The sequence below is a fragment of the Robertkochia aurantiaca genome, from assembly GCF_020166495.1.
Lineage (GTDB): Bacteria > Bacteroidota > Bacteroidia > Flavobacteriales > Flavobacteriaceae > Robertkochia > Robertkochia aurantiaca.
In genome coordinates this window covers 113,856-139,432 of record NZ_JAINZS010000001.1, presented here as the reverse complement: position 1 = coordinate 139,432, position 25,577 = coordinate 113,856, and the positions used below count along the sequence as shown (strand labels likewise).

Annotated in this window: 20 protein-coding genes; 13 read left to right on the top strand and 7 right to left on the bottom strand. The window is 45.1% G+C overall.

Features of this window, described 5'->3' with window-relative positions; genetic code table 11:
* The first annotated feature begins 64 nt into the window (after window positions 1-64).
* Complete coding sequence (locus tag K7R10_RS00615) at window positions 65-376, top strand: hypothetical protein (protein ID WP_224482738.1); 312 nt, start codon at window positions 65-67, stop codon at window positions 374-376.
* A 34-nt stretch (window positions 377-410) separates the two neighbouring features.
* On the opposite strand, the gene K7R10_RS00610 is transcribed toward K7R10_RS00615, so the two are convergent.
* Window positions 411-935, bottom strand: a complete 525-nt coding sequence (locus K7R10_RS00610) for a DinB family protein (RefSeq protein WP_224482737.1) — start codon at window positions 933-935, stop codon at window positions 411-413.
* 109 nt (window positions 936-1,044) lie between these two features.
* On the opposite strand from K7R10_RS00610, the gene K7R10_RS00605 reads away from it, so the two are divergent.
* Together K7R10_RS00605 and K7R10_RS00600 are read left to right on the top strand one after the other, a co-directional pair.
* The gene (locus K7R10_RS00605; protein WP_224482736.1) at window positions 1,045-3,906 is read left to right on the top strand and encodes a gluzincin family metallopeptidase; all 2,862 of its coding nucleotides are present in this window, start codon (window positions 1,045-1,047) and stop codon (window positions 3,904-3,906) included.
* Window positions 3,907-4,127: 221 nt separating this feature from the next.
* Window positions 4,128-6,539 carry an alpha-ketoacid dehydrogenase subunit alpha/beta gene (locus K7R10_RS00600; protein ID WP_224482735.1) on the top strand — a complete coding sequence of 804 codons (2,412 nt, stop codon included), beginning with the start codon at window positions 4,128-4,130 and terminating at the stop codon, window positions 6,537-6,539.
* A gap of 46 nt (window positions 6,540-6,585) precedes the next feature.
* On the opposite strand, the gene holA is transcribed toward K7R10_RS00600, so the two are convergent.
* Complete coding sequence (holA, locus tag K7R10_RS00595) at window positions 6,586-7,590, bottom strand: DNA polymerase III subunit delta (RefSeq protein WP_224482734.1); 1,005 nt, start codon at window positions 7,588-7,590, stop codon at window positions 6,586-6,588.
* A 78-nt stretch (window positions 7,591-7,668) separates the two neighbouring features.
* On the opposite strand from holA, the gene K7R10_RS00590 reads away from it, so the two are divergent.
* The 3 genes from K7R10_RS00590 to K7R10_RS00580 all read left to right on the top strand — a co-directional run bounded on the left by K7R10_RS00590 (window position 7,669) and on the right by K7R10_RS00580 (window position 10,158).
* Window positions 7,669-8,115 (top strand): type I restriction enzyme HsdR N-terminal domain-containing protein, encoded by a 447-nt coding sequence (locus K7R10_RS00590; RefSeq protein ID WP_224482733.1) that lies wholly within the window; start codon window positions 7,669-7,671, stop codon window positions 8,113-8,115.
* A gap of 53 nt (window positions 8,116-8,168) precedes the next feature.
* Complete coding sequence (locus K7R10_RS00585; protein ID WP_224482732.1) at window positions 8,169-9,188, top strand: glycosyltransferase family 2 protein; 1,020 nt, start codon at window positions 8,169-8,171, stop codon at window positions 9,186-9,188.
* 109 nt (window positions 9,189-9,297) lie between these two features.
* A complete protein-coding gene (locus K7R10_RS00580; RefSeq protein WP_224482731.1) occupies window positions 9,298-10,158 on the top strand; it encodes an OmpA/MotB family protein in 861 nt (286 codons plus the stop codon).
* A gap of 111 nt (window positions 10,159-10,269) precedes the next feature.
* Here K7R10_RS00580 and K7R10_RS00575 read toward each other — a convergent pair whose 3' ends face one another.
* Both K7R10_RS00575 and K7R10_RS00570 read right to left on the bottom strand, forming a co-directional pair.
* Window positions 10,270-10,893, bottom strand: coding sequence for an L-threonylcarbamoyladenylate synthase (locus tag K7R10_RS00575; protein ID WP_224482730.1), 624 nt, complete (start codon window positions 10,891-10,893; stop codon window positions 10,270-10,272).
* 47 nt (window positions 10,894-10,940) lie between these two features.
* On the bottom strand, window positions 10,941-13,271 hold the full coding sequence (locus K7R10_RS00570) for an ATP-dependent helicase (RefSeq protein WP_224482729.1): 2,331 nt from the start codon (window positions 13,269-13,271) through the stop codon (window positions 10,941-10,943).
* 183 nt (window positions 13,272-13,454) lie between these two features.
* Here K7R10_RS00570 and K7R10_RS00565 point away from each other — a divergent pair, with 183 nt between their 5' ends.
* From K7R10_RS00565 to K7R10_RS00545, 5 genes are read left to right on the top strand one after another with little or no spacing between them, the layout of a single operon-like run.
* A complete protein-coding gene (locus K7R10_RS00565) occupies window positions 13,455-13,991 on the top strand; it encodes a DsrE family protein (protein ID WP_224482728.1) in 537 nt (178 codons plus the stop codon).
* Window positions 13,991-14,533, top strand: a complete 543-nt coding sequence (locus K7R10_RS00560) for a DsrE family protein (RefSeq protein WP_224482727.1) — start codon at window positions 13,991-13,993, stop codon at window positions 14,531-14,533. Before K7R10_RS00565 ends, K7R10_RS00560 begins: the two co-directional genes overlap by 1 nt.
* A 3-nt stretch (window positions 14,534-14,536) precedes the next feature.
* Window positions 14,537-15,829, top strand: a complete 1,293-nt coding sequence (locus tag K7R10_RS00555; RefSeq protein ID WP_224482726.1) for an amidohydrolase — start codon at window positions 14,537-14,539, stop codon at window positions 15,827-15,829.
* Window positions 15,830-15,845: 16 nt separating this feature from the next.
* Window positions 15,846-16,151, top strand: coding sequence for a hypothetical protein (locus tag K7R10_RS00550; protein WP_224482725.1), 306 nt, complete (start codon window positions 15,846-15,848; stop codon window positions 16,149-16,151).
* Between the two features lie 12 nt (window positions 16,152-16,163).
* A complete protein-coding gene (locus tag K7R10_RS00545) occupies window positions 16,164-16,679 on the top strand; it encodes a DUF7935 family protein (RefSeq protein ID WP_224482724.1) in 516 nt (171 codons plus the stop codon).
* A 5-nt stretch (window positions 16,680-16,684) separates the two neighbouring features.
* On the opposite strand, the gene K7R10_RS00540 is transcribed toward K7R10_RS00545, so the two are convergent.
* From K7R10_RS00540 to K7R10_RS00530, 3 genes are read right to left on the bottom strand one after another with little or no spacing between them, the layout of a single operon-like run.
* Window positions 16,685-17,608, bottom strand: coding sequence for a patatin-like phospholipase family protein (locus K7R10_RS00540; RefSeq protein WP_224482723.1), 924 nt, complete (start codon window positions 17,606-17,608; stop codon window positions 16,685-16,687).
* A 2-nt stretch (window positions 17,609-17,610) separates the two neighbouring features.
* Window positions 17,611-18,510 (bottom strand): patatin-like phospholipase family protein, encoded by a 900-nt coding sequence (locus K7R10_RS00535; RefSeq protein ID WP_224482722.1) that lies wholly within the window; start codon window positions 18,508-18,510, stop codon window positions 17,611-17,613.
* Window positions 18,511-18,515: 5 nt separating this feature from the next.
* Complete coding sequence (locus K7R10_RS00530; RefSeq protein ID WP_224482721.1) at window positions 18,516-20,666, bottom strand: M1 family metallopeptidase; 2,151 nt, start codon at window positions 20,664-20,666, stop codon at window positions 18,516-18,518.
* Between the two features lie 98 nt (window positions 20,667-20,764).
* On the opposite strand from K7R10_RS00530, the gene recG reads away from it, so the two are divergent.
* Window positions 20,765-22,870: an ATP-dependent DNA helicase RecG gene (gene recG, locus K7R10_RS00525; RefSeq protein ID WP_224482720.1), complete on the top strand. Its 2,106-nt coding sequence runs from the start codon at window positions 20,765-20,767 to the stop codon at window positions 22,868-22,870.
* 111 nt (window positions 22,871-22,981) lie between these two features.
* Window positions 22,982-25,408, top strand: coding sequence for a phenylalanine--tRNA ligase subunit beta (gene pheT, locus K7R10_RS00520; protein WP_224482719.1), 2,427 nt, complete (start codon window positions 22,982-22,984; stop codon window positions 25,406-25,408).
* Window positions 25,409-25,577: the final 169 nt, after the last annotated feature.

The following is a 25,577-nucleotide window of genomic DNA, read 5'->3' as shown; positions in this document are numbered from 1 at the left end:
TTAAAAAACATTGCTATATTGAAAACCTGTAAGCACACGTGAAACCAGCTCTAAAAATCAATCTATGAGACGTGTAATTGTTGACTATAAGAAACTTACCAACGACATATTGTCAATGTTGGTAGAGAAGTATCCTGACGGTTACGGTGACGATGATATCATTCGGTTCAGAAACGCGAACAATGAATCGGTAGAGGCCGTTGAGGTACGAACCGACGATACCGTATACCTTGTCAAGGTCAGTACGAAACTGGCCAATACTATGGAGAATTTTGACGAAGACGACGACGATGACATGTTCTCTTCAGAGGAAACTGATCTCGGAGATGACGAGGTCCAGATCCCTGATGATGACGATGACGACGACGAAGATTAAAAGTAAAGAGCCCTGATTAAAAGGGCTCTTTTTTTTATTCATCTGCAAGATAACGTTCCCTGATATACTTTTCATGATGCTTTTGGTGCCCGCTTATCACGAAACCGATAGCCCTTACCGACATGGGAAATCCGTTAGCATTACCCATTCGCTTCAGCATTTCTTCATCAAAAGATTCGAACAGGGTTATTGAACTGTCTCTAACGCTGTTGAACTCTTTGAGAAGATGCTCAGGAGAGCGCGTATTGGCACGACCGGTCAAAACATAATCATCCTGGTCGAATCCGGGCAGATCGGTATTGTCATTTCTGGCAAAGCGCAGGGCCCTGTATAGAAACACACGTTCAGCATCGGTAATATGAAGGATTAATTCTGCCAGAGTCCATTTGTTTTCAGCGTATGCAAAAAGAAATTTTTGCGCCGGCACCTCCTTCAATAAATCGTTAAAGACTTTCTTTCTGGCCCTGAGCTCCTCCACAAGATCGACTTCATCAAGGCTTCTGATGTAATTCTTATAAAAATCAGAATATTCGTTAGGTTTTACACTGGAGAGATACATGATATGAGAAATTATTTTGGCTGTTTTCTTTTAGGTAATTACTTATTTACATTCTTTTTTTTCAATAATATTGCAACAAAGGCACTTGAATCAACAACTTTTCCTTTTTATGCCCGAAAGACCCAACAATGGCGGCCGATTCGTCTATGTCAACAACTCTTTTCTGAAAAGATTGATCGCAGGATTGGTACTCATGATCCTGCATACCGGTTTTTCACAGAGCAGCCACAGCATTGAAGCACATTTACTTCCGAATTCAAGAAGTTTGCAGATTCAACAGGAAATCCTGTTTCATAATACCAGTAAAGATACGCTAAATTCGATTTATCTCTACGACTGGAACCACTCCTATTCCAACAAGAATACCGCTCTGGCAGCTCGTTTCGGGGAGGAGTTCAACAAAAGCCTGCATCTTGCCAAAAAGGAAGACCGCGGATCAACAAGAATCAACACCATCACCGACCGGAACTACAATTTTTTGGATTGGGAACGAACGGAGGCAGATATCATCAGGATACAATTAAAATTCCCCGTCTATCCTGATCAACAGTTCCTCTTACGCCTTTCCTATATCAACGATCTGCCCAATGCCTCTTTTACCGGGTACGGCTTTACGTCTGAAGGAAACTACAACCTTAGGTACTGGTATCTGATACCCGGGATTTATGACGAGGGGGAATGGAAAATCTACAGCAACAAAGATCTGGATGACCTGGCCCCGCATACCAAATCTCTGGAAATACGATTTGTTTATCCTGAAAAGTACACGCTAATTACAGATCTCGAAATCGTGACCCGGAATACCGAAAACCTGAATACCAGAACCGTGCTTTACGGGGAAGATCGTTCAGACGCCAGACTGTTTCTAAGACAGGAAAGCAATTTCGAGGCATTCAGAAATGAACAACTTACCCTTATAACCGATCTTGCTGCCAAAGATATGAGTGATGTGGGTAAGGCAGTTGCGGCAGACCAGATCGTTCGGTTCATCACTGAAAATTTAGGCGCCTATCCGCATGAAAAGCTGCTGGTAACCCAGATTGACTATGACAAGAACCCTCTCTACGGTCTCAATCAGCTGCCCTCCTTTATCAGACCCTTTCCCGAGTCTTTTCAATACGAGCTTAAGCTGCTGAAAACCACCCTGAACAATTTCCTGGAGAACAGTCTCTTCCTGGATTACCGAAAAAACAACTGGGTGGCAGATGGTATACAGACCTTTCTTATGATGAAATATGTCGAAACATTCTATCCCGACATGAAGCTTCTTGGAAACCTGTCTGATAACCTTCTTGTAAGAGGCTTTAATTTCGCAAAACTTGATTTCAACGATCAATATCCGCTGTTGTATACACTTATGGCCCGAAGAAACCTGGATCAACCACTCGGTCAGCCGCGGGACTCACTGATCAAGTTTAACGAAAAGATCGCAAATAAATACAAGGTGGGTGTTGGGCTTTCTTATCTCGACAGTTACCTGGGGGAAGATGTAGTCGATACCAGCATTAAAACCTTCTATGAAAATTTCAAAGGTAATAGATCCTATCCGAAGGATTTTGAGGCGATCCTGAGACAAAACAGCAATAAACCACTCGACTGGTTCTTTGACACCTATATCGCTACCCGGAAAAAAATAGACTTCAACATTAAAAAGCTACAGAAAACCGACGATTCCCTTTTTGTCACGTTGAAGAATAAACGCAAGACCAATGCCCCCATAACCCTATTTGGAATCGATAACCGGGATTCAGTGGTTTTCAAACAATGGTATGACGACATAATCGATGAAAAAACGGTCGCCATTCCCCGTGACAGCATTGACCGGCTGGCTTTGAATTATGACCGGGTCATACCCGAATTCAACGAAAGGGATAACTGGCGAACCACCCAAGGCTTTTTCAGCACCAATAAGAGTTTTCAATTCAGATTCTTCAAAGATCTCGAAGATCCTTTTTACTATCAGGTGCTTTATGTCCCGGTCTTCAGGTATAATATCTATGATGGTTTCACCCCCGGACTGAGACTCTACAATAAGACCTTTCTCGAAAGACCATTTATCTATGATCTCGAGCCCTCGTATGCTATCAGAGAACAGAGCCTGGTTGGCTCAGGCTCCCTGCGATACAGAAAATATCTCGAAGAAGGAAGCATGTATGTGGTAACCGCCTCGTTACAGGGATCCTCATTTCATTATGCCCCCAATGCGAGGTACAGCACTATCACCCCTGCCCTGACCATGGGATTCAGGGGGAAAGACCTCAGGTCTAACGAACGTGAGTTTTTGAACCTGAGGTTTGTCAACGTACTGCGACAGGAATCTCCCATAATCGACACCGACCCTGATTACAGTGTATTCAACGCGAGATATGTTTATTCCAACAACGGTATCATTGATTATAAATCATGGTTCGCTGACCTTCAGGTTTCGAATGAGTTTGCCAAAATCAGTTTCAACTGGGAGTTCAGAAAGCTTTACGAAAACAACCGGCAGTTTAACCTGCGCCTTTTCGCCGGTAAGTTTATCTACAACCAGACCAATTCAGACTTTTTCAGTTTTGCTCTTGACCGCCCTACCGATTATCTCTTTGACTATAACTATCTCGGACGATCAGAAGACACAGGTCTTTCCAGCCAGCAGATAATCATTGCTGAGGGAGGTTTCAAATCAAGGCTTACAAACCCCTTCGCCAGTGACCTTATGGTCACGGCCAATGCCAGCGTGAACCTTTGGCGGTGGGTGGAAGTATACGGTGATGTAGGTTGGATAAAAGACCTTGATCAGGAAGGTCGTTTTGTCTACGACTCGGGCATCAGAGCGAACCTGGTAACCGATTATTTCGAATTGTACTTCCCTGTGTACTCCAATAACGGCTGGGAACTTTCAGCCGAGAACTACAGTTCGCGAATTCGTTTCATTATCACCCTGAGTCCCAAGACCCTGATCGGGCTGTTCACCCGAAAATGGTTCTGAGTACCATACTCGTTAATTTGCTGCTAAATTTATTTTGCCATACAGCGCAGCAATCTTCTAAAATTTATGAATAATTCAACAAAATATTCCATATGCTGAAAATTATGCATGATTTTAAACAATCGGAGCAAATTATTGAATAATTGTTAGTAACCCATAAACCCGGCCGTTGCAAAACTTGATGTTTTTCGCTATTTTTGCTGAGCTCACAAGAATATGCTATGCAGACAAAAGCCCAAACACAGGAAGATATATCTTTCGACACCTTCAAAGAACAGGTACTTAACGATTATCAAATAGCCGTGACAAGCCGCGAATGCAGTTTACTCGGGCGCCGGGAAGTGCTTACGGGTAAAGCGAAGTTCGGTATTTTCGGTGACGGGAAAGAGGTTCCGCAACTGGCGATGGCCCGAGCTTTTCGCAATGGTGATTTCAGAAGCGGTTACTACCGTGATCAAACCTTCATGATGGCTATCGGCGAACTGAATATCAAAAATTTCTTTGCCGGCTTATATGCACATACCGATATCGAAAAGGAACCCATGAGTGCAGGGCGCCAGATGGGAGGGCATTTTCTTACGCAAAGCATACGACCTGATGGTAGCTGGGAGGATCTGACCAAGCAAAAAAACAGCAGTTCAGATATATCACCGACCGGCGGACAAATGCCGAGGCTTTTAGGTCTGGCTCAGGCTTCTAAGGTTTACCGCAACGAGAAGGATATTCCATCAGATAAGTTTTCAGTTAACGGAAACGAAGTCGCCTGGGGTACCATCGGAAACGCCAGTACCAGTGAAGGCCTTTTCTTTGAGACATTCAACGCGGCCGGGGTCATGCAGGTCCCAATGGTTATCAGCATCTGGGATGATGAATACGGGATATCGGTTCATGCAAAACATCAGACCACCAAAGAAAACATATCAGAGATCTTAAAGGGGTTTCAGCGTACCAAGAGTGATGAAGGTTATGAGATCATCGTGGTTCAAGGCTGGGACTACCCTGCTTTAATCGAGGCCTACGAAAGAGCCGGTAAGATCGCCCGAGAGGAACATGTCCCGGTGATGATACACGTGACAGAGCTTACGCAACCCCAGGGGCACTCAACTTCAGGCTCACATGAGCGTTATAAATCTGAGGATCGCCTTGAATGGGAACAAGAGCACGATTGCAATCTGAAAATGAGACAGTGGATGATCGAAAACAATCTCGCCACTGAAGAAGAGCTCAGCTCCCTTGAAAAAAGCATTAAAAAAGAAGTACGGGAAAAGAAAAAAGAAGCCTGGTCAGAGTTCCTGGCACCCATAAAAGCCTCAAAGGAAGAAGTGGTCAACCTGTTGACCAACCTTTCCAGGGAAAGTGCCAACAAGAATTTTATCGACCGCTTAAAGAACGATCTGATCGCCAAAGATGAACCGGTCAAGCGTCATGTGATCACAACGGCCAGAAGAGCCCTTCGGTATGTTCGTACGGAAGAAGGTCCTGCGAAGACGGCACTGAAGCGATGGATCAAGAACTATTATGCCCGCACCCAGCCTGATTACAGTTCTCACCTTTACAGCGAGACAAAACTCAACGCGACCAACGTAAGAGAAGTGCTGCCGAAGTATGACGCCGAGCCCAAAACGGTCGATGGTCGTATTGTATTGAGAGATAACTTCGATAAGCTTTTCGAAAAACATAAGAACGCCCTGATCTTTGGAGAAGACAGCGGTAATATCGGAGACGTAAACCAGGGGCTTGAAGGCCTGCAGGATAAATACGGTGAAACACGTATCTCAGATACCGGAATACGGGAAGCCACTATAATCGGACAAGGTATAGGAATGGCTATGAGAGGTCTGCGACCCATCGCAGAAATTCAGTACCTGGACTATATACTCTATGCGATGCACGTATTGAGCGATGACCTGGCTACCCTCCTCTACCGAAGCGCCGGTAAGCAAAAGGCTCCGCTGATCGTCAGAACGCGCGGTCATCGTCTGGAGGGAATCTGGCATGCCGGATCACCAATGGGTGGACTTATCCACCTTTTAAGAGGTATGTACATACTCACGCCCAGAAACATGACAAAAGCTGCCGGTTTCTATAACACCCTGATGGAAAGCGATGAACCTGCTCTGGTGGTCGAAAGTCTCAACGGATACCGACTGAAAGAACAGCTGCCCTCCAATCTTGGAGAGCTTAAAACGCCTATAGGAGTAATTGAAACGATCAGGGAAGGTAAAGACATCACCATTGTATCATACGGATCCACACTGAGAATCGTCGAGCAGGTGGCACAGGAATTACTGGAAGTAGGAATCGATGCTGAAGTGATCGATGCCCAGACCCTGTTGCCATTTGACATCAATCATGATACGGTAAAGAGCCTGGCCAAAACCAATCGCCTGCTGGTTGTTGACGAAGATGTTCCAGGAGGAGCATCAGCTTACCTGCTGCAGGAGATTGTTGAGAACCAGGGTGGTTACCGTTACCTCGACAGTGCACCGCAAACACTTACAGCCAAAGCTCACAGACCGGCTTACGCCAGTGACGGAGACTATTTCTCCAAACCTAATGCAGAAGATATCTTCGAAAAAGTGTACGCGATCATGCATGAAACAAACCCGGAAAAATATCCGGAACTCACCTAAGTAAAGATCACAGATAAAACAAAACCCCGGCATCTCCGGGGTTTTTTTATGCCATTATTTTCACCATTAGCTCTTTCAGCAGATCTTCCTGTGATATTCTGTGAGCCCCTACTCCCTTAAACTTCATATCTGCCTCCCTTATATAATTGATCACCCGACTCACTTTCTTCATAGGGTAATTATGAGCCGCCTGCTGATAATCCTTTACGAAATAGGGAGGTATTTTCAGAACTGAGGCCACATGTTTATTCGAGTGATCATCCAGCGCATGATATTGCATCAGGGTAGAAAAGTAAGAGAATAACAATGCCAGTGTGACCACCACCGGGTTGTCTTTTGGGTTTTGTGAGAAATAAGTAACGATCTGTATCGCTTTCTTAAAATCCCTGCCTCCTATGGCATTTCGCAATTCAAAATTGTTATAGTCTTTACTGATACCGATATTCTGCTCTATCACTTCAGGAGTTATATTACTTCCTTTTGGCAGCACCACCTTCAGTTTTTCAAGTTCATTATGCACCTTACTCAGGTCTGTGCCCAGAAATTCAACGAGCATTTGTGCCGCCTTCGGCGTGATGCTGTAATCGTTCCCGGCCAATACCTTCCTGATCCAGTCGGCTACCTGATTCTCGTAAAGCTTTTTACTTTCGAAGTAGACCCCTTTTTTCTTTAAGGTCTTAAACACCTTCAGCCTTCCATCCGGTTTTTTGTGCTTATAGCAAAACACCAGAACCGTAGTGGGTTGCGGATCGTTAATATATGGTTCGAGCTTTTCGATGCTCCGGGCGAGATGCTGCGCTTCCTTTACAATCACGACCTGCCTTTCGGCCATCATTGGATAACGCTTGGCATTAGCCACGATATCATCTACCGTAACCTCCTTACCATAAAGAATCACCTGATTGAAGCCCTTTTCTTCTTCCGACAGGACATTATCTTCGATAAAGTCTGAAATACGATCTATGTAATAAGGTTCTTCACCAAATAAAAAATATACGGGGCTGATCTGCCCCTTTTTGATATCTGAAACGATTTTTTTTACCTGATCCATGGAGAAAGGTTAAAGTCGAATTTGAAAATTTAAGGGTATATTGTTTTAAAAGCGACGGCCGTTTTACATATTTGCCATATGCAAGATCTAAACTTTCCGCCCTACCACTTTCGATTCAAAAATAGGGAAAATAAAATCCACATTTTCGACCCGGTACGCAAAAAATTTATCGTGCTACAGCCTGAAGAATGGGTTCGGCAGCACGTGATACAGTTTTTGAACCAGGAGCTCGGTTACCCCATGTCACTGATCAATGTTGAAAAGGAACTAAAGGTTAACGGACTATCCAGAAGATACGATGTGGTGGTTTTTAATACACGGGGAGATATCGAGGTGCTTGTCGAATGTAAACAGCCGGATGTGGCGGTAGATCAGAAAGTATTTGATCAAATCGCCCGTTATAACCGTGTGCTGAACGGTCGTTACCTCATGGTTACCAATGGATTAAAACATATCTATGCACAGATGGATTACGAGAAAGAAAAATATGTTTTCCTTAAGGCTATTCCGCCATATATGCGTTAATTTGCATCACCCTAAAAGTACGTCCGGCCCGCACGCGGCCAAGCCCCATAAGCATGAAGATCGCAATAGTCATATTGAACTGGAACGGCAAGGAACTGCTTGAAAAGTTCCTCCCTTCAGTCGTGAATCACAGTAAGGAAGCGACCGTCTGGGTTGCAGATAATGCCTCTTCCGATGATTCTGTTGCCTTTGTAAGGGAAAATTACCCAGAAGTAAAACTTGTTCAGAATTCGGTAAACGGTGGTTATGCCAAGGGCTACAACGACGCCCTTCAACATATTGAGGCAGATCTGTTCTGCCTTTTAAATTCTGATGTCGAAGTAACGCAGGGCTGGCTTACACCGATCATTGAAGCCTTTGAAAAGGACCAACACCTGGCCGTTGCTCAGCCCAAAATTCTCGATTATAAAAATCCTGAGTTTTTCGAGTACGCCGGTGCTGCGGGTGGGTTCATAGACCGTCTCGGTTATCCTTTCTGCAGGGGAAGGATCTTTCAGTCACTTGAGAAGGATAACGGACAATACAACGATCACTTCGGGATATTCTGGGCCAGCGGTGCCTGTATGTTTGTAAGGAAGGAAGTATTCGTTTCCAACGGTGGGTTTGATGAGGATTATTTTGCCCACCAGGAAGAGATCGACTTCTGCTGGAAAACCATCAACAGAGGCTATCAGATCAGATATATAGGGAGCTCAGTGGTGTATCATGTGGGGGGAGCCACTCTGAATGCCATGAATCCGCAAAAAACGTTTCTGAATTTCAGAAACTCGTTGTTTTCGATCACTAAAAATCTTCCGCGCAGAAAAGTATTACCTCTTCTCATCGCCAGGTTACTTCTCGATGGAATTGCGGCTGCGCGTTTTCTCTTTCAGCTGAAAGTCAGACACTTCGCTGCTGTTTTCAAAGCTCATCTGAGTTTCTACCGCAACCTCGGTAAAATGTTGAAAAAAAGAGACTTCGTCAATAAGGACATAAAATATTACAAATGCACATCCATAGTGCTAAGCTATTTCGTATATAGAAGGAAGTTGTACAAGCAGGTGGTTTCGTCCGATCCCCGTTCACCCCAGTGAGCACAATGCAATTAATAAAAAATTAACTAATTTGCCGGAAGGCCCTCTTGCTTTTTACATATTTTTGCGTTAATATCAGTAAACCCTATAAATAAGTAAAATCACAATTATGAAAAGAATTCTATTATTAGGTGCCCTAAGTGCGGTAATCCTAACATCTTGTGTGTCTTCTAAGAAATACTCTGAACTTGAGAGCAAATACAAAGAATCACAGGACCTACTTAATTCTGCTACTGTAAAGTTGAACACCTGTCTTGAAGAAAAAGCTTCTGCTATGGCTGAAATGGAAAGCCTGAAGCAGCAAAACGACCTGTTGAAAGCAAACAATCAGGAACTTATCAACAATATGGGTAATCTGACCACCCTTACTACCAAAGGAGCAGAAAACCTTGAAAAATCACTGGAAAGCTTAAGAGAAAAAGACCTTACCATAAGAAAACTACAAGATGCCGTAACCCGCAGAGATTCTGTGAATCTTGCGTTGGTACAGAGCCTGAAAGGAGTGCTTGGAAATCTTGATGACGAAGACATCAACATCAGCGTAGAAAAAGGAGTGGTTTATGTAAATATTTCAGATAAGCTGTTATTCAGAAGTGGTAGTACCGTTGTAACTCCAAGAGCTAAAGAAGTACTTGGTAAAGTTGCTACCGTAGTTAAAAACAAGCCTGATTTCGAATTCATGGTTGAAGGACACACCGACACCGATCCTATCAGCACAGCTGCTATCAAAGATAACTGGGATCTGTCTGTACTTCGTGCTACTGCCGTAGTAAGAATTCTTCAGGATGACTTTGGGGTATCTCCTGCCAGAATGACCGCAGCAGGTCGCGGAGAGTACATCCCGGTAGCTGATAACTCTACCAGAGAAGGTAAAGCTAAGAACAGAAGAACCAGAATCGTTGTTCTTCCAAAAATCGATCAGTTCTACAGCATGATCGAAGAAGGAATGAAAGATCCTAACATCAACTAATCACAGTTGTTGAGATAATATATTAAAAGCTGCCTTCGGGCAGCTTTTTTTATTCTATGCTATTTTCATCAACTAAGCAGAAGGGTTGTCTTGTCTATATTCAACCGGTGATCAGCTGATCACACTGACATCTCCCTTCCCTTCCCTGACGATCTCAGGAACATCTCCTGAAAGGTCGATCACGGTAGAAGGTGCATTATCTCCATAGCCCCCATCGATCACTATATCGACAAGCTTATCCCATTTTTCGTGTATCAACTCGGGATCTGTGGTATACTCGATCACTTCATCTTCGTCCCTGATGGAAGTCGATACAATCGGATTTCCCAACTGGGTTACCAGGGTACGGGCAATATTGTTATCAGGTACACGAATACCCACTGTTTTCTTTTTTCTGAAGTCTTTAGGAAGGTTATTATTCCCGGGCAGGATAAAGGTATAAGGTCCCGGGAGGGCTCTTTTGAGAATTTTAAAAGTAGGCGTATCCAGCTGCCTGGCATAATCAGAGAGGTTGCTCAGGTCTGCACATATAAATGAGAAATTGGCTTTTTCCAATTTTACACCCTTGATCCAGGCGATCCTTTCTAAAGCCTTTGAATTGGTGATATCACAACCCAGACCATAAACCGTATCTGTCGGATAGATGATGAGTCCGCCTTTTCTCAAAACGTCGACCACCTTCTTGATCTCTTTCGGGTTGGGGTTCTCTTCGTAGATGCGTATAAGTTCTGCCATAAGTAAAAATGCTTATGGTAAAGATACTCAAACCCAGTCAAATAAGTTTAACTGATCACCTCCAGTTTTGCAAACCTTAGCAGCAGCTTTTTCACATCTCCATTATCAAAACGAATCTCTGCCTTTTTATCGTTGCCAACGCCTTCAAGCTTCAATACCTCTCCCCTTCCAAAACGGGTGTGCTCTATGCGGGCTCCTTCCACCAGGTTCTCCGGAATTTTGTTGTTAGAAGGTTTCGGATTGCCCAGATCAGGCTTCACTTTGCGAAGTTTTCTGAGCTTCTCTTCGGAAGGTTTCGGCTTTTGTGGCGGCGTGCCAGAAACCGGCTTTGTCTGCCGGAGTTTGCTTTTGTCAACATCGCCAAAAATATCGGTGTTCATCAGTGGTTTATACCGGTAACTGCTGTCAACCGGAGGAGTCAGGTGTTCGAGGTATTTCTCTTCTATCTCCTCGATAAAACGACTGGGTTCTGCATCGATGAGCTTTCCCCAACGGTACCGGCTCTGGGTATATGTGAGATATGCCTGTTTCTCGGCACGGGTCAACGCCACATAGAACAACCTGCGTTCTTCCTCCAGTTCGCTACGGGTATTCATACTCATAGCTGATGGAAAAAGATCTTCTTCCATACCCACGATATAAACATAAGGGAATTCAAGGCCTTTCGCCAGGTGAATAGTCATCAATGCCACGCGATCTTCATCTCCCGTTTCGTTATCAAGGTCGGTTGCCAGGGCCACATCTTCCAGGAATTCAGACAGGCTGCCCTCGGCATCGGCCACTTCCTTTTGCCCCTCGACAAAATCCTGTATACCGTTCAGCAGTTCCTCAACGTTTTCCATTCGGGCAATTCCTTCGGGAGTCCCGTCTTTTTTAAACTCCTGAAGCAATCCGGTTTTTTTAGCCACGTGTTCAGCCAGTACAAAGGCATCTGCCGATTGATTCGTAACCCTGAAACTTTCGATCATGGTGACGAAATCTTCCAGCTTACGCCGTGTACCACTATTTATCTTCAGATTGATCTTATCGAGATTAGACATCACCTCAAAGATCGATCGCTTGTAGTGGTTGGCAGCAACGGTAAGTTTTTCAAGGGTGGTCTGCCCGATTCCACGAGCCGGGTAATTGATCACCCTTACCAATGCCTCTTCGTCTTTCGGATTCAATACCAGTCTGAGATAGGCCAGTACATCTTTAATCTCTTTCCTCTGATAGAACGATAAACCGCCATAGATACGATAAGGGATGTCTTTCCTTCTGAGGGCATCTTCTATGGCACGCGACTGAGAATTGGTTCGGTACAAAACAGCAAAATTGCTTTCACTTAATTGCTGCTGCATCATATGCTCAAATATGGAGGAAGCCACAAAGCGGCCCTCTTCGGCATCGGTAGACGATCGGTGTACTTTAATCGGGTTTCCGTCTTCATTGTCGGTCCAAACCACTTTCTCCAGCCTGGTCTTGTTCTTTTCGATCACCGAATTGGCAGCGTTAACTATGTTTCTGGTCGAACGGTAATTCTGTTCCAGACGATACATAGCCACATCGTCATAATCCCTCTGAAAATTCAGGATATTATTGATGTTCGCACCACGAAAAGCATAGATACTCTGGGCATCGTCACCTACCACGCAAATATTCTGATACCGGTCTGACAATGCCTTAACGATAAGGTACTGAGAGTGATTCGTATCCTGGTACTCATCGACCAGGATGTAGCGGAAACGTTCCTGGTATTTGGCCAGTACATCCGGAAACCGATTCAGCAGTTCATTGGTCTTCAGCAGGAGATCATCAAAATCCATCGCTCCCGCCTTAAAGCAACGCTCACAATATTCGTTATAGATCTCCCCCAGCCTCGGCCTTTTTGCCATGGCATCGGCTTCCATTAGCTCAGGGTTGTTAAAATAGGCTTTAACGGTGATCAGGTTATTCTTATACGATGAAATACGGTTTTGTACCTGTTTGTACTTATAGACGTCTTTATCAAGACCCATTTCCTTGATGATCGAATTGATCAATCGCTGGGAGTCCTGGGTGTCGTAAATCGTGAAATTAGACGGGTAGCCCAGTTTATCAGCCTCAATACGCAGAATTTTGGCGAATACCGAGTGAAAGGTTCCCATCCAAAGGTTCTTGGCCTCGCTATCACCCACGATATCGGCAATTCGCTTTTTCATTTCCCTGGCCGCCTTATTGGTAAAGGTAAGAGCAAGAATATTAAACGGGTCTATTCCCTGATTCATCAGGTATGCGATGCGATAGGTAAGCACCCGGGTCTTGCCCGAACCGGCTCCGGCTATGACCATAAGGGCTCCGTCTTTGTGTAAAACGGGTGCCTGTTGTGCTTCATTGAGTTCTGCGATATAATTTTCCAATGCTGTGCTAGGTTTTGAGGCGGAATTTGTCCTGAAAATATCCGGAAATTCGATGATCAAGAACGCCGTTAAAAATTCTGCGTGAATTTAACCAAATGTGAGCGATCTGTAAAGATCGATTTTAAAATTTAATCAGGGATAACAGAAAATGGTATATTTAACACGTATTAACCATAAATCTATATGAGAGCTTACCTATTCACCTTACTTTTTACCCTGACCTTTTTAGCCACTTCTGCCCAGCGCACCAAGACCGGACCTGTCTTAGATGATTACGGAGCGGTCTTTCCGGTTCCTGAACTGGATGTAACCATTGGCAAGAATGAAAAATTGAAGGCTTTGTTCGAAATCAACAGACAATTCGATGACAGAGATAAGCCAAATCCATTAATAGAATCGGCGGCCCGTTATCTGAACCTGCACGCCCAGAATAATATTCCCACCTCTCAGCAGGCGGTAGTGCTGATTATTCATGGCGGCGGGGTCTACGATCTTCTGAATAATGATGCATATCGCAAAAAATACGGGATCTCCAACCCGAATGCCGAACTTATCGCAGAACTGCATGACCTGGGAGTTCGGGTGGTGGTCTGCGGCCAATCGGCCGCCAACAGGAACCTGACCAAAGCTGTCGCTTTACCTGAGGTTGAATTTGCACTTTCGGCCATGACAGCGCTGGTGAAATTTCAAAATGATCAATACCGGCTTATTAAATTCTGATGATGCAGCTAAAACACATACTCGCCTATACCCTGCTTGGAGCAACCATGAGCCTTACAGCTCAGCATGCTGAGACCGGACCCGTGATCGATGATTTCGGAGCCGTATATAAGATACCTGAGCCCGAGATCGCCCTCTCGGAAAAGGAAGAACTAAAGGCCATTTTCGAAATCAGTGATTCGGCAGAAACCCCCGGTACGGTCAACAGAAGGATCGAATCAGGGGCCCGCTTTTTAAACATCAATGCTCAGAGCGGTATTTCTCAAGACCGGCAGTCGCTGATACTGGTGATTCACGGTACCGCTGTTTTCGATCTGATGAACAATACGGCATATAGCCGGAAATTCGGGATCAGCAATCCCAATACCGATTTGATCAAAAGCCTCAGTGAAAAGAACGTTCGAATTGTCGTTTGCGGTCAGTCGGTGGCAAAACGCAAATTGTCAAGGGAAATGCTTGTTCCCGAGGTGGAATTTGCGCCCTCTGCCATGATGGCTTTAGTGAAATTTCAAAACGAAGATTACCGACCCATAAAATTTTGACATATGATAGTAAGAAAACTGTTCCCGGCCTTGATTCTCTGCCTGACAACGGTTGTACAGGCCCAGGAAAACCTTGAAAAAGACATCGCTGCCATCGAAGAGAAGGTCATTTCCTGGCGTCATGATTTTCATCAGAACCCGGAGCTTTCAAATCGTGAGTTCGAAACAGCCCGCAAGATCGCAGACCATCTCAGATCGCTGGGTATGGAGGTGACCACGGGAGTCGCCAAGACAGGGGTGGTTGCCACCCTGAAAGGCAGGCGCCCCGGAAAGGTACTGGCCCTGCGTGCAGACATTGATGCCCTTCCTGTAACCGAACGCACCGACGTACCCTTTAAGTCTGAAGTGACAACGACTTTTCTGGGCGAAGAAACCGGGGTGATGCATGCTTGTGGCCATGACACCCACATCGCCATTCTTATGGGAGTGGCAGAAGTTCTTTCTCAAAACAATGATTTTGCCGGAACGGTCAAATTCATATTTCAACCGGCAGAAGAAGGTCCGCCTCCCGGAGAAGAAGGAGGCGCTAAACTTATGGTCAGCGAAGGAGTACTTAAGAATCCGGATGTCGATGCCATATTCGGGCTCCATATAGCCTCATACCTGCCCGTAGGTACCATCGCCTACAAACCCGGAGGTACCATGGCCGCTGCTCAACGTTTCGTGATCAACGTAAAAGGAAAACAAACCCATGGCTCCGCTCCCTGGGGCGGAGTTGACCCGATCTTTACGGCTGCCCAGATCATCGACGGCTTACAGTCGATAATTAGCCGGGAAATGGAACTGACCAAAGAAGCAGCGGTGATCTCTGTAGGTAAAATTAGCGGAGGGGTTCGCAACAACATCATTCCAGAATCTGTGGAAATGATCGGGACCATCAGAACGCTCGACTACGACATGCAGTCAAAACTAAACCAGCGGATGAAAGAACTCGTACCTGCCATAGCTGCTGCTTATCGGGCAGAGGCGACTGTAGAAATCGCTGAAGGAGTGCCTATCACCTATAACGATCCGGAACTTACCAAACAAATGGTGCCATCGCTGAAAAGAGCTGCCGGTGAAGAAAAGGTCATCGAGATGAATGCCACCACAGGTGCAGAAGATTTTTCCTTTTTCGCTCGTGAAATACCAGCACTCTATTTCTTTCTAGGAGGAAAACCCGCTGATGCACCTGAAGATGCCTATTTCCCTCATCACACTCCTGATTTTTATGTAGATGACAACGGAATGCTGTTGGGGGTGAAAGCTTTTTCACAACTGGTATTCGATTATCTTGATACATCTAACAGGTCGTAAAGGAAAGAATCTTCGAATGGCTCGCAGATCTGCCCTGGCGACTTTGGATACTTGTACCTGTTGTAAAAATTTCAACAAGGAGCTTTCTGAGAACTCCCATGTCTGGGGATACGTACATCCCTGCCAGCAGACCATGAGGGAAATCGTTATAAGCCCGGGAGATAACAGCCTGACAAAGACCCTTTCATTAGTTTATGGCTACGATAATGAAGAAGTTCCCTTAACCGATATGAAGAATTTAAGCAAATGTCAGTATATTGGTGTCGGTTATAAACGCAAGAAAGCAAGAAAAGAACCGGATAAATCAAAAATCAGATATTAACCCACTTACCTTATGGAAGAATCAAAATTCATTGAGCTCCTGTTTTACATTTTACCTGCACTGATCACCGGTCTGATCGCCTATTATTTTTTCAGGCTTCATACCCAAAACGAAGAGGGCCGCAGACGCTACCTCGTTCACAGGGAATCGCAAAAAAGCACCTTGCCTATCAGGTTACAGGCGTATGAACGTATGGCTCTTTTTCTGGAGAGAATCAACCCTTCCAAACTCCTGTTACGTGTTGCCCCGGTCGATGCCGACAAGGAACATTATGAGAGTCAGTTAATCCATGCTGTGGAGAGCGAATTCGATCATAACCTCGCCCAGCAGATCTATTTGAGCGATGAGTGCTGGAATGTGATAAAAGCTTCTAAAAACGCTACCATTCAACTTATCAGGAAGGCAGCCATGAATGCAGAAACCGCAGATAAATTAAGAGAAGGTGTTCTGAACGACTTGCTTGATAAGCAGCCCCCTTCATATGCAGCCTTATCGTATATTAAAAAAGAAGTAGGCGAGCTCTGGTAAATTTATCAGCCGGCCAGATCAACATGTTTGGCTCTCTGATTTTTCAGGAATTCTACCCGTTCTTCGGCATATCCGATACCCTGCTTCCACCAGGATCTCATCAGTTTCTTATTGAAATAAAGAGAATTCTCAGTAAGTCTGGTAGGTGTGAAAAAAGTGTTGAGTCTTACATCCTTATTGATGGCAGCAAGGCGGCCTTCGACAATATCATGAGACTCAAGCTGGTCTAATACAAAACTGTAAAGATTCACCATCAGCGAGAAGGGGTTCTTACCGAGCACCTTATTATGATCCATATCTTCGGCTTCCAGTATGATAGCATCGACTTCGGTTGCACCGCGCCGAATGGCTTCCCTGATGGGGATCACACAGCCTAAGCCGCCATCGGCATATTCACAACCGTTCTTCTGAGCCAAAGACATAAAGGGAACATAATTACAAGACATCCATATCCAGTCACAGAAGTCATCATAACCAAAATCTTTGATCGACTTGTACTCCACCCGGTTCTTTGAGAGATTGGAAACCGTAACGATAATATCTAGGGACCGCTCCTTCAGGCCTTTAAAGTCGCCGGGTGACAAGTGTCTTCTTATATTTTTACGAAGGTTCTTAGATTCGCCGAAGGTTCGTTTTCGTTTGATCAATTGCCACAAGACGTTCAGGTAATTGATGGCAACATATTCCTTATCGCCACGCTTTCGTGTGACAAAGGGATTGTTGCTGAAAATACTGCGCTGATTCACCGAAGTATACATCTTATAAACTTTCTCAATATGTCCGGCCGCCAGGTGCGGAATCAGCAAGCTTCCTGTTGAAGTTCCAAGGAACAGGTCGTATTCTTTTTTTTGATTTTGGATGAGGTATTGAGCTACTCCTCCGGCGAAAGCTCCTTTGCTTCCTCCACCACTAATCACTAATGCGCGCATACTTATTCGATTTGACTCGTTTCCTGGCTTTTAAATTTAGCAAAATCGTAACCCGATTGCCACCATTTTTTCATTTTTTCAGAATTAAATATCAGGGAATTGGTCGTCAGCACCGTTGGTGTGTAATAAAAATTGATGATAGCCCCTTTATGCGAGGCCACAAATTTCCCTATCCTGATATTCTGTTTTTCAATTCTGTCGACCATAAAGGCGAACATATTGGTAAGCAGGGAAAAGGGATTTCGGGAAGGCATCCTGTTAAGCTGGGTAACCTCGGTCTGCAAAACTATCGCATCTATTTCAGTTGCCCCCAGCTTCAATGCTTCTTCAACCGGCACCATAACTCCGAGGCCTCCATCGGCATATTCACAGCCCTGCCGGCGTACCAGTGACATAAAAGGGGTGTAATTACAGGATATCCATACCCAATCGCAATATTCGTCATAACTATAATCTTTTACAGACTTATATTCGACCTGGTTCAGCGAGAGATTCGCTACGGTAACCACGACCTCTTTTCCGGATTCGCGGAGGCGATGAAATTCTTCCTTCGTGAACGTATTCCTTATGAGTTTTCGCAGATTCTCGCTTTCTCCGAAGGTTTTGCTTCCTCTCAAAAAGTTTCTCAGCACGTTCAGGTGATCAATAGCGATCTGGTCAGACCCGTGTATCTCTTTAAAAACAAAAGGCCTTACGTTAAAAATATCGTCGGTGGTAACCGAGGTATATACCTCCCTGATCTTTCCCACTTCATGCAATGCCAGGTGATTGACCAGAAGGCTGCCGGTAGAAGTGCCAAGAAACAACTCATAATCTCTTTTTCCGTCTTCTATCAGAAACTGGGCAACCCCGCCTGCAAAAGCGCCTTTGCTGCCTCCTCCCGAAATAACAAGTGCTTTCATAGTAGTTATTGACTGTCTTTGTTCAGCACCTCGTTAAGGGCCTGCAATTCATCGGTTGACAACTCGTCCCTGAACTGCTGAAGAAAGAACCTGAACTCGTCCTGTTCCATCAAATCCCGAAGCATGTCTCTTGAAAACCTGGAGAACTGCCAAACCGGATGCCTGGTTGCTCTGATGAGGCTTCTGACACTTGACTTATCAAAGGCTGATAATTCTTTGAGATAACCATAGGCATTCTGCCTGATCATAAAATGGTACCGATCATCTGTATAGTGAACAAGATCTGCATAGCGCTTTTCCTTTTCCTTTTCCCCGACCCCTTCAGTAACAAGGGATAAGGCGAGCCAAAGCGTACGAATGTTTGCAGAGTTAAAACCGAATACCCCGGCAGTTTGTTCAAGATAGGTCTCTCTGAACTCCGGAAAGCTGATCCATAACTTTAGTAAGGCCTGCTCGATAGTCAAATAGCTCGCATCCGTTAGAAGCGATTCAAATGGCTTTCTCAGATCCTGAGGCACTTCATTCAGGCTCAGCGCTATTGCCTGCCGTGTATATAGTCCTCCCTTTAAAGCGGTTTCTAACAGATCTTTTTGTTGCACCTGCGGGAGTATCCCCGCAGAGCTTACAATCAGTTGTTTTACAGGGTGATACAGGGAGTCATCTCTCAGTTTTGTTTTCCAGGAAGCAGCAATCCTGGCGGTTTGCTCCGGGGCACTACCTTTCCTCACAGATTCAGCTTCCTGCTGTACCTGCTTGTAGGCTTTGACAAAATCGTTGGCTATAAGACTCGTCATGACCTCCTCCACCGGAAATACGGAATCTGTGAGCCAACGTTGCTGAAAATCCTGCAAACGGGCTCCGGAAGTACCTTCAGCTATTCTTAAAAAATCATCAACCGTGGCATTTCTGTAGCTGAATTTATTCAAAAAGGAACGAACAGCTGCTTTAAAGGCATCGTCACCCAGCCTTTCACGGAGCATGTGCAATGCAATAGCTCCTTTTTCGTAAAATGTAAGACTTGAAGCTTTGGGATCGGTCAGGGACTCCCCTTCCCCCTGATCACTAAGGCGCTGCAATCGGCCAGTAGCTTCCAGCAGTTTCCAATAGTAATGATCTTCCCCAAAGATCCGGCGTTCTGCCAGCCAGGCATAATAGGTCGCAAAACCTTCATGTAACCAGTGCTGGGCCGCATCGGTTTCGGTCACCAGGTTCCCAAACCACTGATGCGCCATTTCATGTGCATTCACATTGATATAGTTCTGATCGTTAAACGCGACAGAATCTGTCACATACATATCAGAGAAAATCGTAAGCGAGGTGTTCTCCATACCTGCATAGAGAAAATCTTTAACCGGCACCTGTTTGTAGTTTTGCCAAGGAAACGGCACCCCGATCTCCTTTTCAAGAAAATTAAAAATGGTTTTTGTATACCGGTACGTTGGCTCGACACGCAGGCTGTCTTCAGGATAATAATAATTCATCAACGGTATTCCGGAGTCTGATCGGGTTTCCGATTTTCGATACTTCCCCGCTGCGATAGCCAGCAGATAACTGCTCATGGGAAGATCCATATCATAATGCCATGCCCTTTGGCCACCTTCTTTTTGCACCTTTTTCAGAGTGCCGTTCGCCACCACAGTATAGTCTGCAGGAAACATGACAGAAAGATCAAAAATGAGCTTTTCACTCATATTATCAAAAGAGGGGATCCAGTGTGAACTGTATTTTCCCTGGCCCTGGGTCCATACCTGCGCACCTCCTCGCACCGGCGGGTAATCAAAGACCGCTTGATGCTTATCATCTTTCCAGTTGATAAAATACATCGCCTTTTCAGGTTGCGTCTCGTACCATACAGAGACCTTCGTTTCCTTTTGCGTTTTCTCAACAGGAACTGATATTCGCAAACTGTCGTAAATGAAGGGAACAACCTTGTTGTCGACCAGAACCTTTTTAATGGTCATATTCCGGGCGTCGATATAGAAACTGTCTGTCTGAGCCGCATTATCGATTAAATATTCGACCTCTCCCCTCACCAGTGAACTGTCGGGTATGACAGTGATACTTGCCCGGCCATTCTGCACATCAGGCACGGGTACTGACTGAGAGTTTAGCTGAAAATAAAGAATAAGGCATAGGGCGCCCAGTATGTGTTTCATAGGTTTCCGGCTTTCTATTACCAAAATAGCGTTTTTAACTGAGCTTAGAAAAATAGCTGACCCCGGAATTCTTTTGATTAAATATTTATATTCGTGCTATGGCAAGTTCCAATATCTGGCAAACTCCTGTTACCTATCTCAAGGGTGTGGGCCCCAACCGTGCCGATCTGCTGGGCAGTGAATTGGGCATTCATACCTATGGTGACCTGGTTAATTTTTTTCCTCACCGGTACATTGATCGTTCACGATACTACAAGATAGCCGAACTGCAGCGCAATAATGCCGAGGTGCAGCTGGTGGGAAAGATCGTGCATCTGAAAACCGTGGAACAAAAGCGGGGGAAACGGCTGGTAGCCATATTCAGAGATGAAACCGGAGAAATGGAACTCGTCTGGTTCAGGGGGCATAAGTGGATTCGTGAAAGCCTGCGTCTGAACCGAACCTATGTGATCTTCGGAAAAGTGAACTGGTATAATGGCTTTTCCATGCCGCATCCGGAAATGGAATTTCTTGAAGATCATCAAAAAAGTCTCAGTAACGGAATGCAGCCCGTATATCCTTCTACAGAAAAACTGAGCAATAAAGGAATTACCAACCGGGTTATCATCAAATTACAACAGCAACTCTTTACTGAAACCGGTGGAAGATTTCAGGAAACCCTGAACAGCGACCTGCTCAATGAGCTCAAGCTGCTTTCTAAAACCGAATCTTTATTTAAAATTCACTTCCCGAAAGATCCTGCCATACTGGCCAGGGCTCAGTATCGACTTAAATTCGAGGAACTGTTTTTTGTTCAGTTGCAGCTGATCTCAAAAAATATCATTCGCAAGCATAAAATAAAAGGGTTTCCCTTTGAAAAGGTCGGTGAGAACTTCACCTCCTTTTACGAGAACCACTTACCTTTTTCGCTTACCGGGGCTCAGAAAAAGGTCTTGAAAGAGATCAGGAACGACCTGGGCAGCAATGCACAGATGAATCGATTACTGCAGGGAGACGTCGGTTCAGGAAAGACGATTGTGGCCCTGATGAGCATGCTGTTGGCGATCGATAACGGGTATCAGGCCTGCCTGGTAGCACCGACAGAAATACTTGCTCAGCAACACTTCACCGGACTGCAGGAGTTATTGAGCGAAATGAATATAGGTATAAGACTGCTAACCGGCAGCACTCCCAACAGTGAGAGAAGAGTGATCCACGAAGACCTCTCATCAGGCGACCTGCACATCCTGGTTGGTACCCATGCCGTGCTGGAAGACAAGGTTATATTCAATAACCTGGGCCTTGCCATTATCGACGAACAGCACCGGTTTGGCGTGGCCCAACGATCAAAACTCTGGCATAAAAATGTGAGTCCGCCACACATACTCGTGATGACAGCAACTCCCATCCCCAGAACCCTGGCCATGAGTCTTTACGGCGATCTTGACATCTCAGTGATCGATGAGTTACCACCCGGAAGAAAACCCATCAAAACGGTGCATCGCTTTGATACTAATCGCCTGAAAGTCTTCAGGTTTCTGAAGGATGAGATCGCCCTGGGCAGACAAGTTTATATAGTCTATCCCCTGATCGAAGAATCTGAAAAGCTGGATTATAAAGACCTGATGGACGGTTATGCAAGTATCGAACGTGAGTTTCCCAAGCCCCAATATCAGATTTCTATCGTTCACGGAAAGATGAAACCCGCCGATAAAGACTATGAGATGGCCCGGTTCGTAAAGGGTGAAACACAAATCATGGTAGCTACCACTGTGATCGAGGTTGGGGTGAATGTGCCAAACGCTTCGGTGATGATTATCGAGAGTGCCGAAAGGTTCGGTTTGTCTCAGCTTCATCAGTTACGCGGCCGGGTGGGACGAGGCGCTGAACAAAGTTATTGTATTCTTATGACCGGACATAAACTTTCAGATGATTCAAAAACCCGTATGGAAACCATGGTCAGAACCAATGACGGCTTCGAGATAGCGGAGGTCGATCTCAAGCTACGCGGACCCGGAGATCTCATGGGCACCCAGCAAAGCGGTGTTCTTTCCTTAAAGATTGCTGACCTGGTAAAAGATAACGAGATCCTGAAGACTGCCCGCTATTATGCCATGAAGGTGCTCAGAGAAGACCCCGGACTGCAGATGGAAAAGAACAGCGTGTTGAGATGGGTTTATGCCCGCCTCATGAAGAAAAAGAATATCTGGAATTATATTTCCTGACGCCTGACAAGCGGGCGAAGTAACCCTGCAGAAAACACCCTGAAAGTAACCGTGGAATTCTTATTATTTTTTAAGGGTATTACTATCTTTGCGCTTCAATAATTCTTAAGCATGAAAATTTCATATCGCTGGTTAAAGCAATTTATTAAAATAGACTGGGAAGCAGAAAAGGCGGGAGAATTACTCACAGACCTTGGCCTTGAAGTAGAGGGAATACAGAAGTTCGAATCGGTCAAAGGCAGCCTGGAAGGTATCGTGACAGGAAAGGTCATCGAATGTACTAAGCACCCCAATGCTGATAAGTTAAAACTAACCAGGGTCGATATTGGAAATGGCACCCCCCTGCAGATTGTATGCGGGGCCCCTAATGTTGCCGAAGGGCAGATCGTTCCCGTAGCTACCATAGGCACCACCCTTTATGATGATAAAGGAGAAGCCTGGCAAATCAAAAAAGGAAAGATACGCGGAGAGGTTTCTGAAGGGATGATCTGTGCCGAAGATGAACTGGGACTCGGTGACGATCATGACGGGATCATGGTGTTGTCTGAAGATATCGAACCGGGAATCCCCTGTGCAGAAATTTTTGAAATCGAGAAGGATGAGGTTTTTGAAATCGGACTCACCCCAAACCGTGCTGACGCCATGTCTCACTACGGAGTGGCGAGAGATCTCAGAGCCGGGCTCATTCAACAAGGTCAACAGCCTGAACTCATCACCCCTTCTGTAAGCAGTTTTCATGTAGACAACAGAACCCTGCGTATTGAAGTTGATGTAAAAGATAAAAATGCTTGTCCGAGATACTGCGGAGTGACCCTTAACGGGATTAAGGTGCAGGAATCACCTGAATGGCTTAAGAACCGATTAAAATCGATTGGACTTACCCCTAAGAATAATGTGGTTGACATCACCAATTATGTGATGCATGAACTGGGACAACCTCTTCACGCCTTCGATGCTGCAAAGATCACCGGCAACAAAATTGAAGTAAAGACCCTTACTGCAGGAACGAAATTCACAACCCTGGACGAGGTCGAGAGGGAATTACACGAAGACGATCTGATGATCTGTGATACAGAGAAGCCCTTATGTATCGCCGGGGTATTCGGCGGCTTGCATTCTGGAGTTACTCAAAATACCACGCAGGTATTTCTCGAAAGTGCCTATTTCGATCCGGTAAGTATTCGCAAAACCGCCAAGCGCCACGCATTGAATACCGATGCATCTTTTCGCTATGAAAGAGGTATCGATATCGATATTACAAGATACGCCCTTCAGCGTGCCGCCCTGCTGATCAAAGAACTGGCAGGCGGCGAGATCTCAAGCGAGATCGAAGAGTTCTACCCTGTGAAGTTCGAAGACTTTCAGGTATTTCTGACCTTCGAAAAAATCTACAGCCTTATCGGCCAGGAGATACCTACCGACATTATAAAACGCATCCTGAGCTCCCTCGAGATCAAGATCAATAATGTTACAGAAACAGGTCTGGGGTTAACCATACCTTCATACCGGGTAGATGTAAAGAGGGAGGCAGATGTAATCGAAGAGATCCTGAGGGTCTACGGCTATAACAATATAGAATTCAGTTCTAAAATAAGCGCCTCGATCGCACCCTCATCTCCTTATGAAGCCCATAAGGTTGAGAATATAGCAGGTAATCAGTTGGTGGCTCAGGGCTTCTCTGAGATCATGACCAATTCCCTGACTACTCCCGCCTACAGCAAGGCTTCAACACAACTGGAGAGCGAACGAAATGTTGAAATACTCAATCCACTTAGCGGGGACTTATCTGTGATGAGACAAACCCTGCTTTTCGGTGGCCTGGAAGCCTTATCTTATAATATCAACCGCAGAAACGACAACCTGAAGTTCTTCGAGTTTGGTAAATCGTACCAAAACATCAATGATAAGTGGATAGAGAATCAGCACCTGGGAATTTTCATGAGCGGGAAACGGCATCGTGAAAGCTGGATTCAGGAGTCTCAGGAGGCAGATTTCTTCTACCTCAAAGGTGTAATAGATGGCATTCTGGAACGCCTCGGTATTGAGCAGGTGAAGAATAAACCCCTTAAATCTGAATTCTTCAGTGAAGGCCTGACCTACTCGGCGGGTAAAACAACCATCGCTGAATTCGGATCAGTCAGGTCGGAGATCCTTAAACTGGCAGACCTGAAACAAACTGTTCTATATGCCGATCTGAAGTGGGATCGAATTCTTGACCTGGTTCAAAACAAGAAGATCACTTTCAGCGATATACCAAGGTTCCCGGAGGTAAAAAGAGACCTGGCCTTATTGGTCGATAAAGGAGTTGGCTTCGACGAAATTCGTGAGATAGCATTTCAGACAGAGAGAAAACTCCTGAAATCGGTAAATCTATTCGATGTCTACGAGGGCGAAAAATTACCCGATAGCAAAAAATCATATGCGGTAAGTTTCATTCTCAGAGATGATCAGAAGACCCTTACCGATAAGCAGATCGACAAGGTAATGCAAAAGCTGCAACAAAGCCTGCAGACCAAAATACAAGCTGAACTGCGATAGTTTAAAAGCCCGGAACACACCGGGCTTTTTCTTTTCTTACCCCTGAATAGGTTCCTGATATTTTAAGATATTACAGGTTTTTTAACAATTACACTGCTAAAAACCAGTGTGCGCCCCTTGTAACCATACGAGTAATTCATTAAATTTGAGAGGATTGTAATTGCTTAAA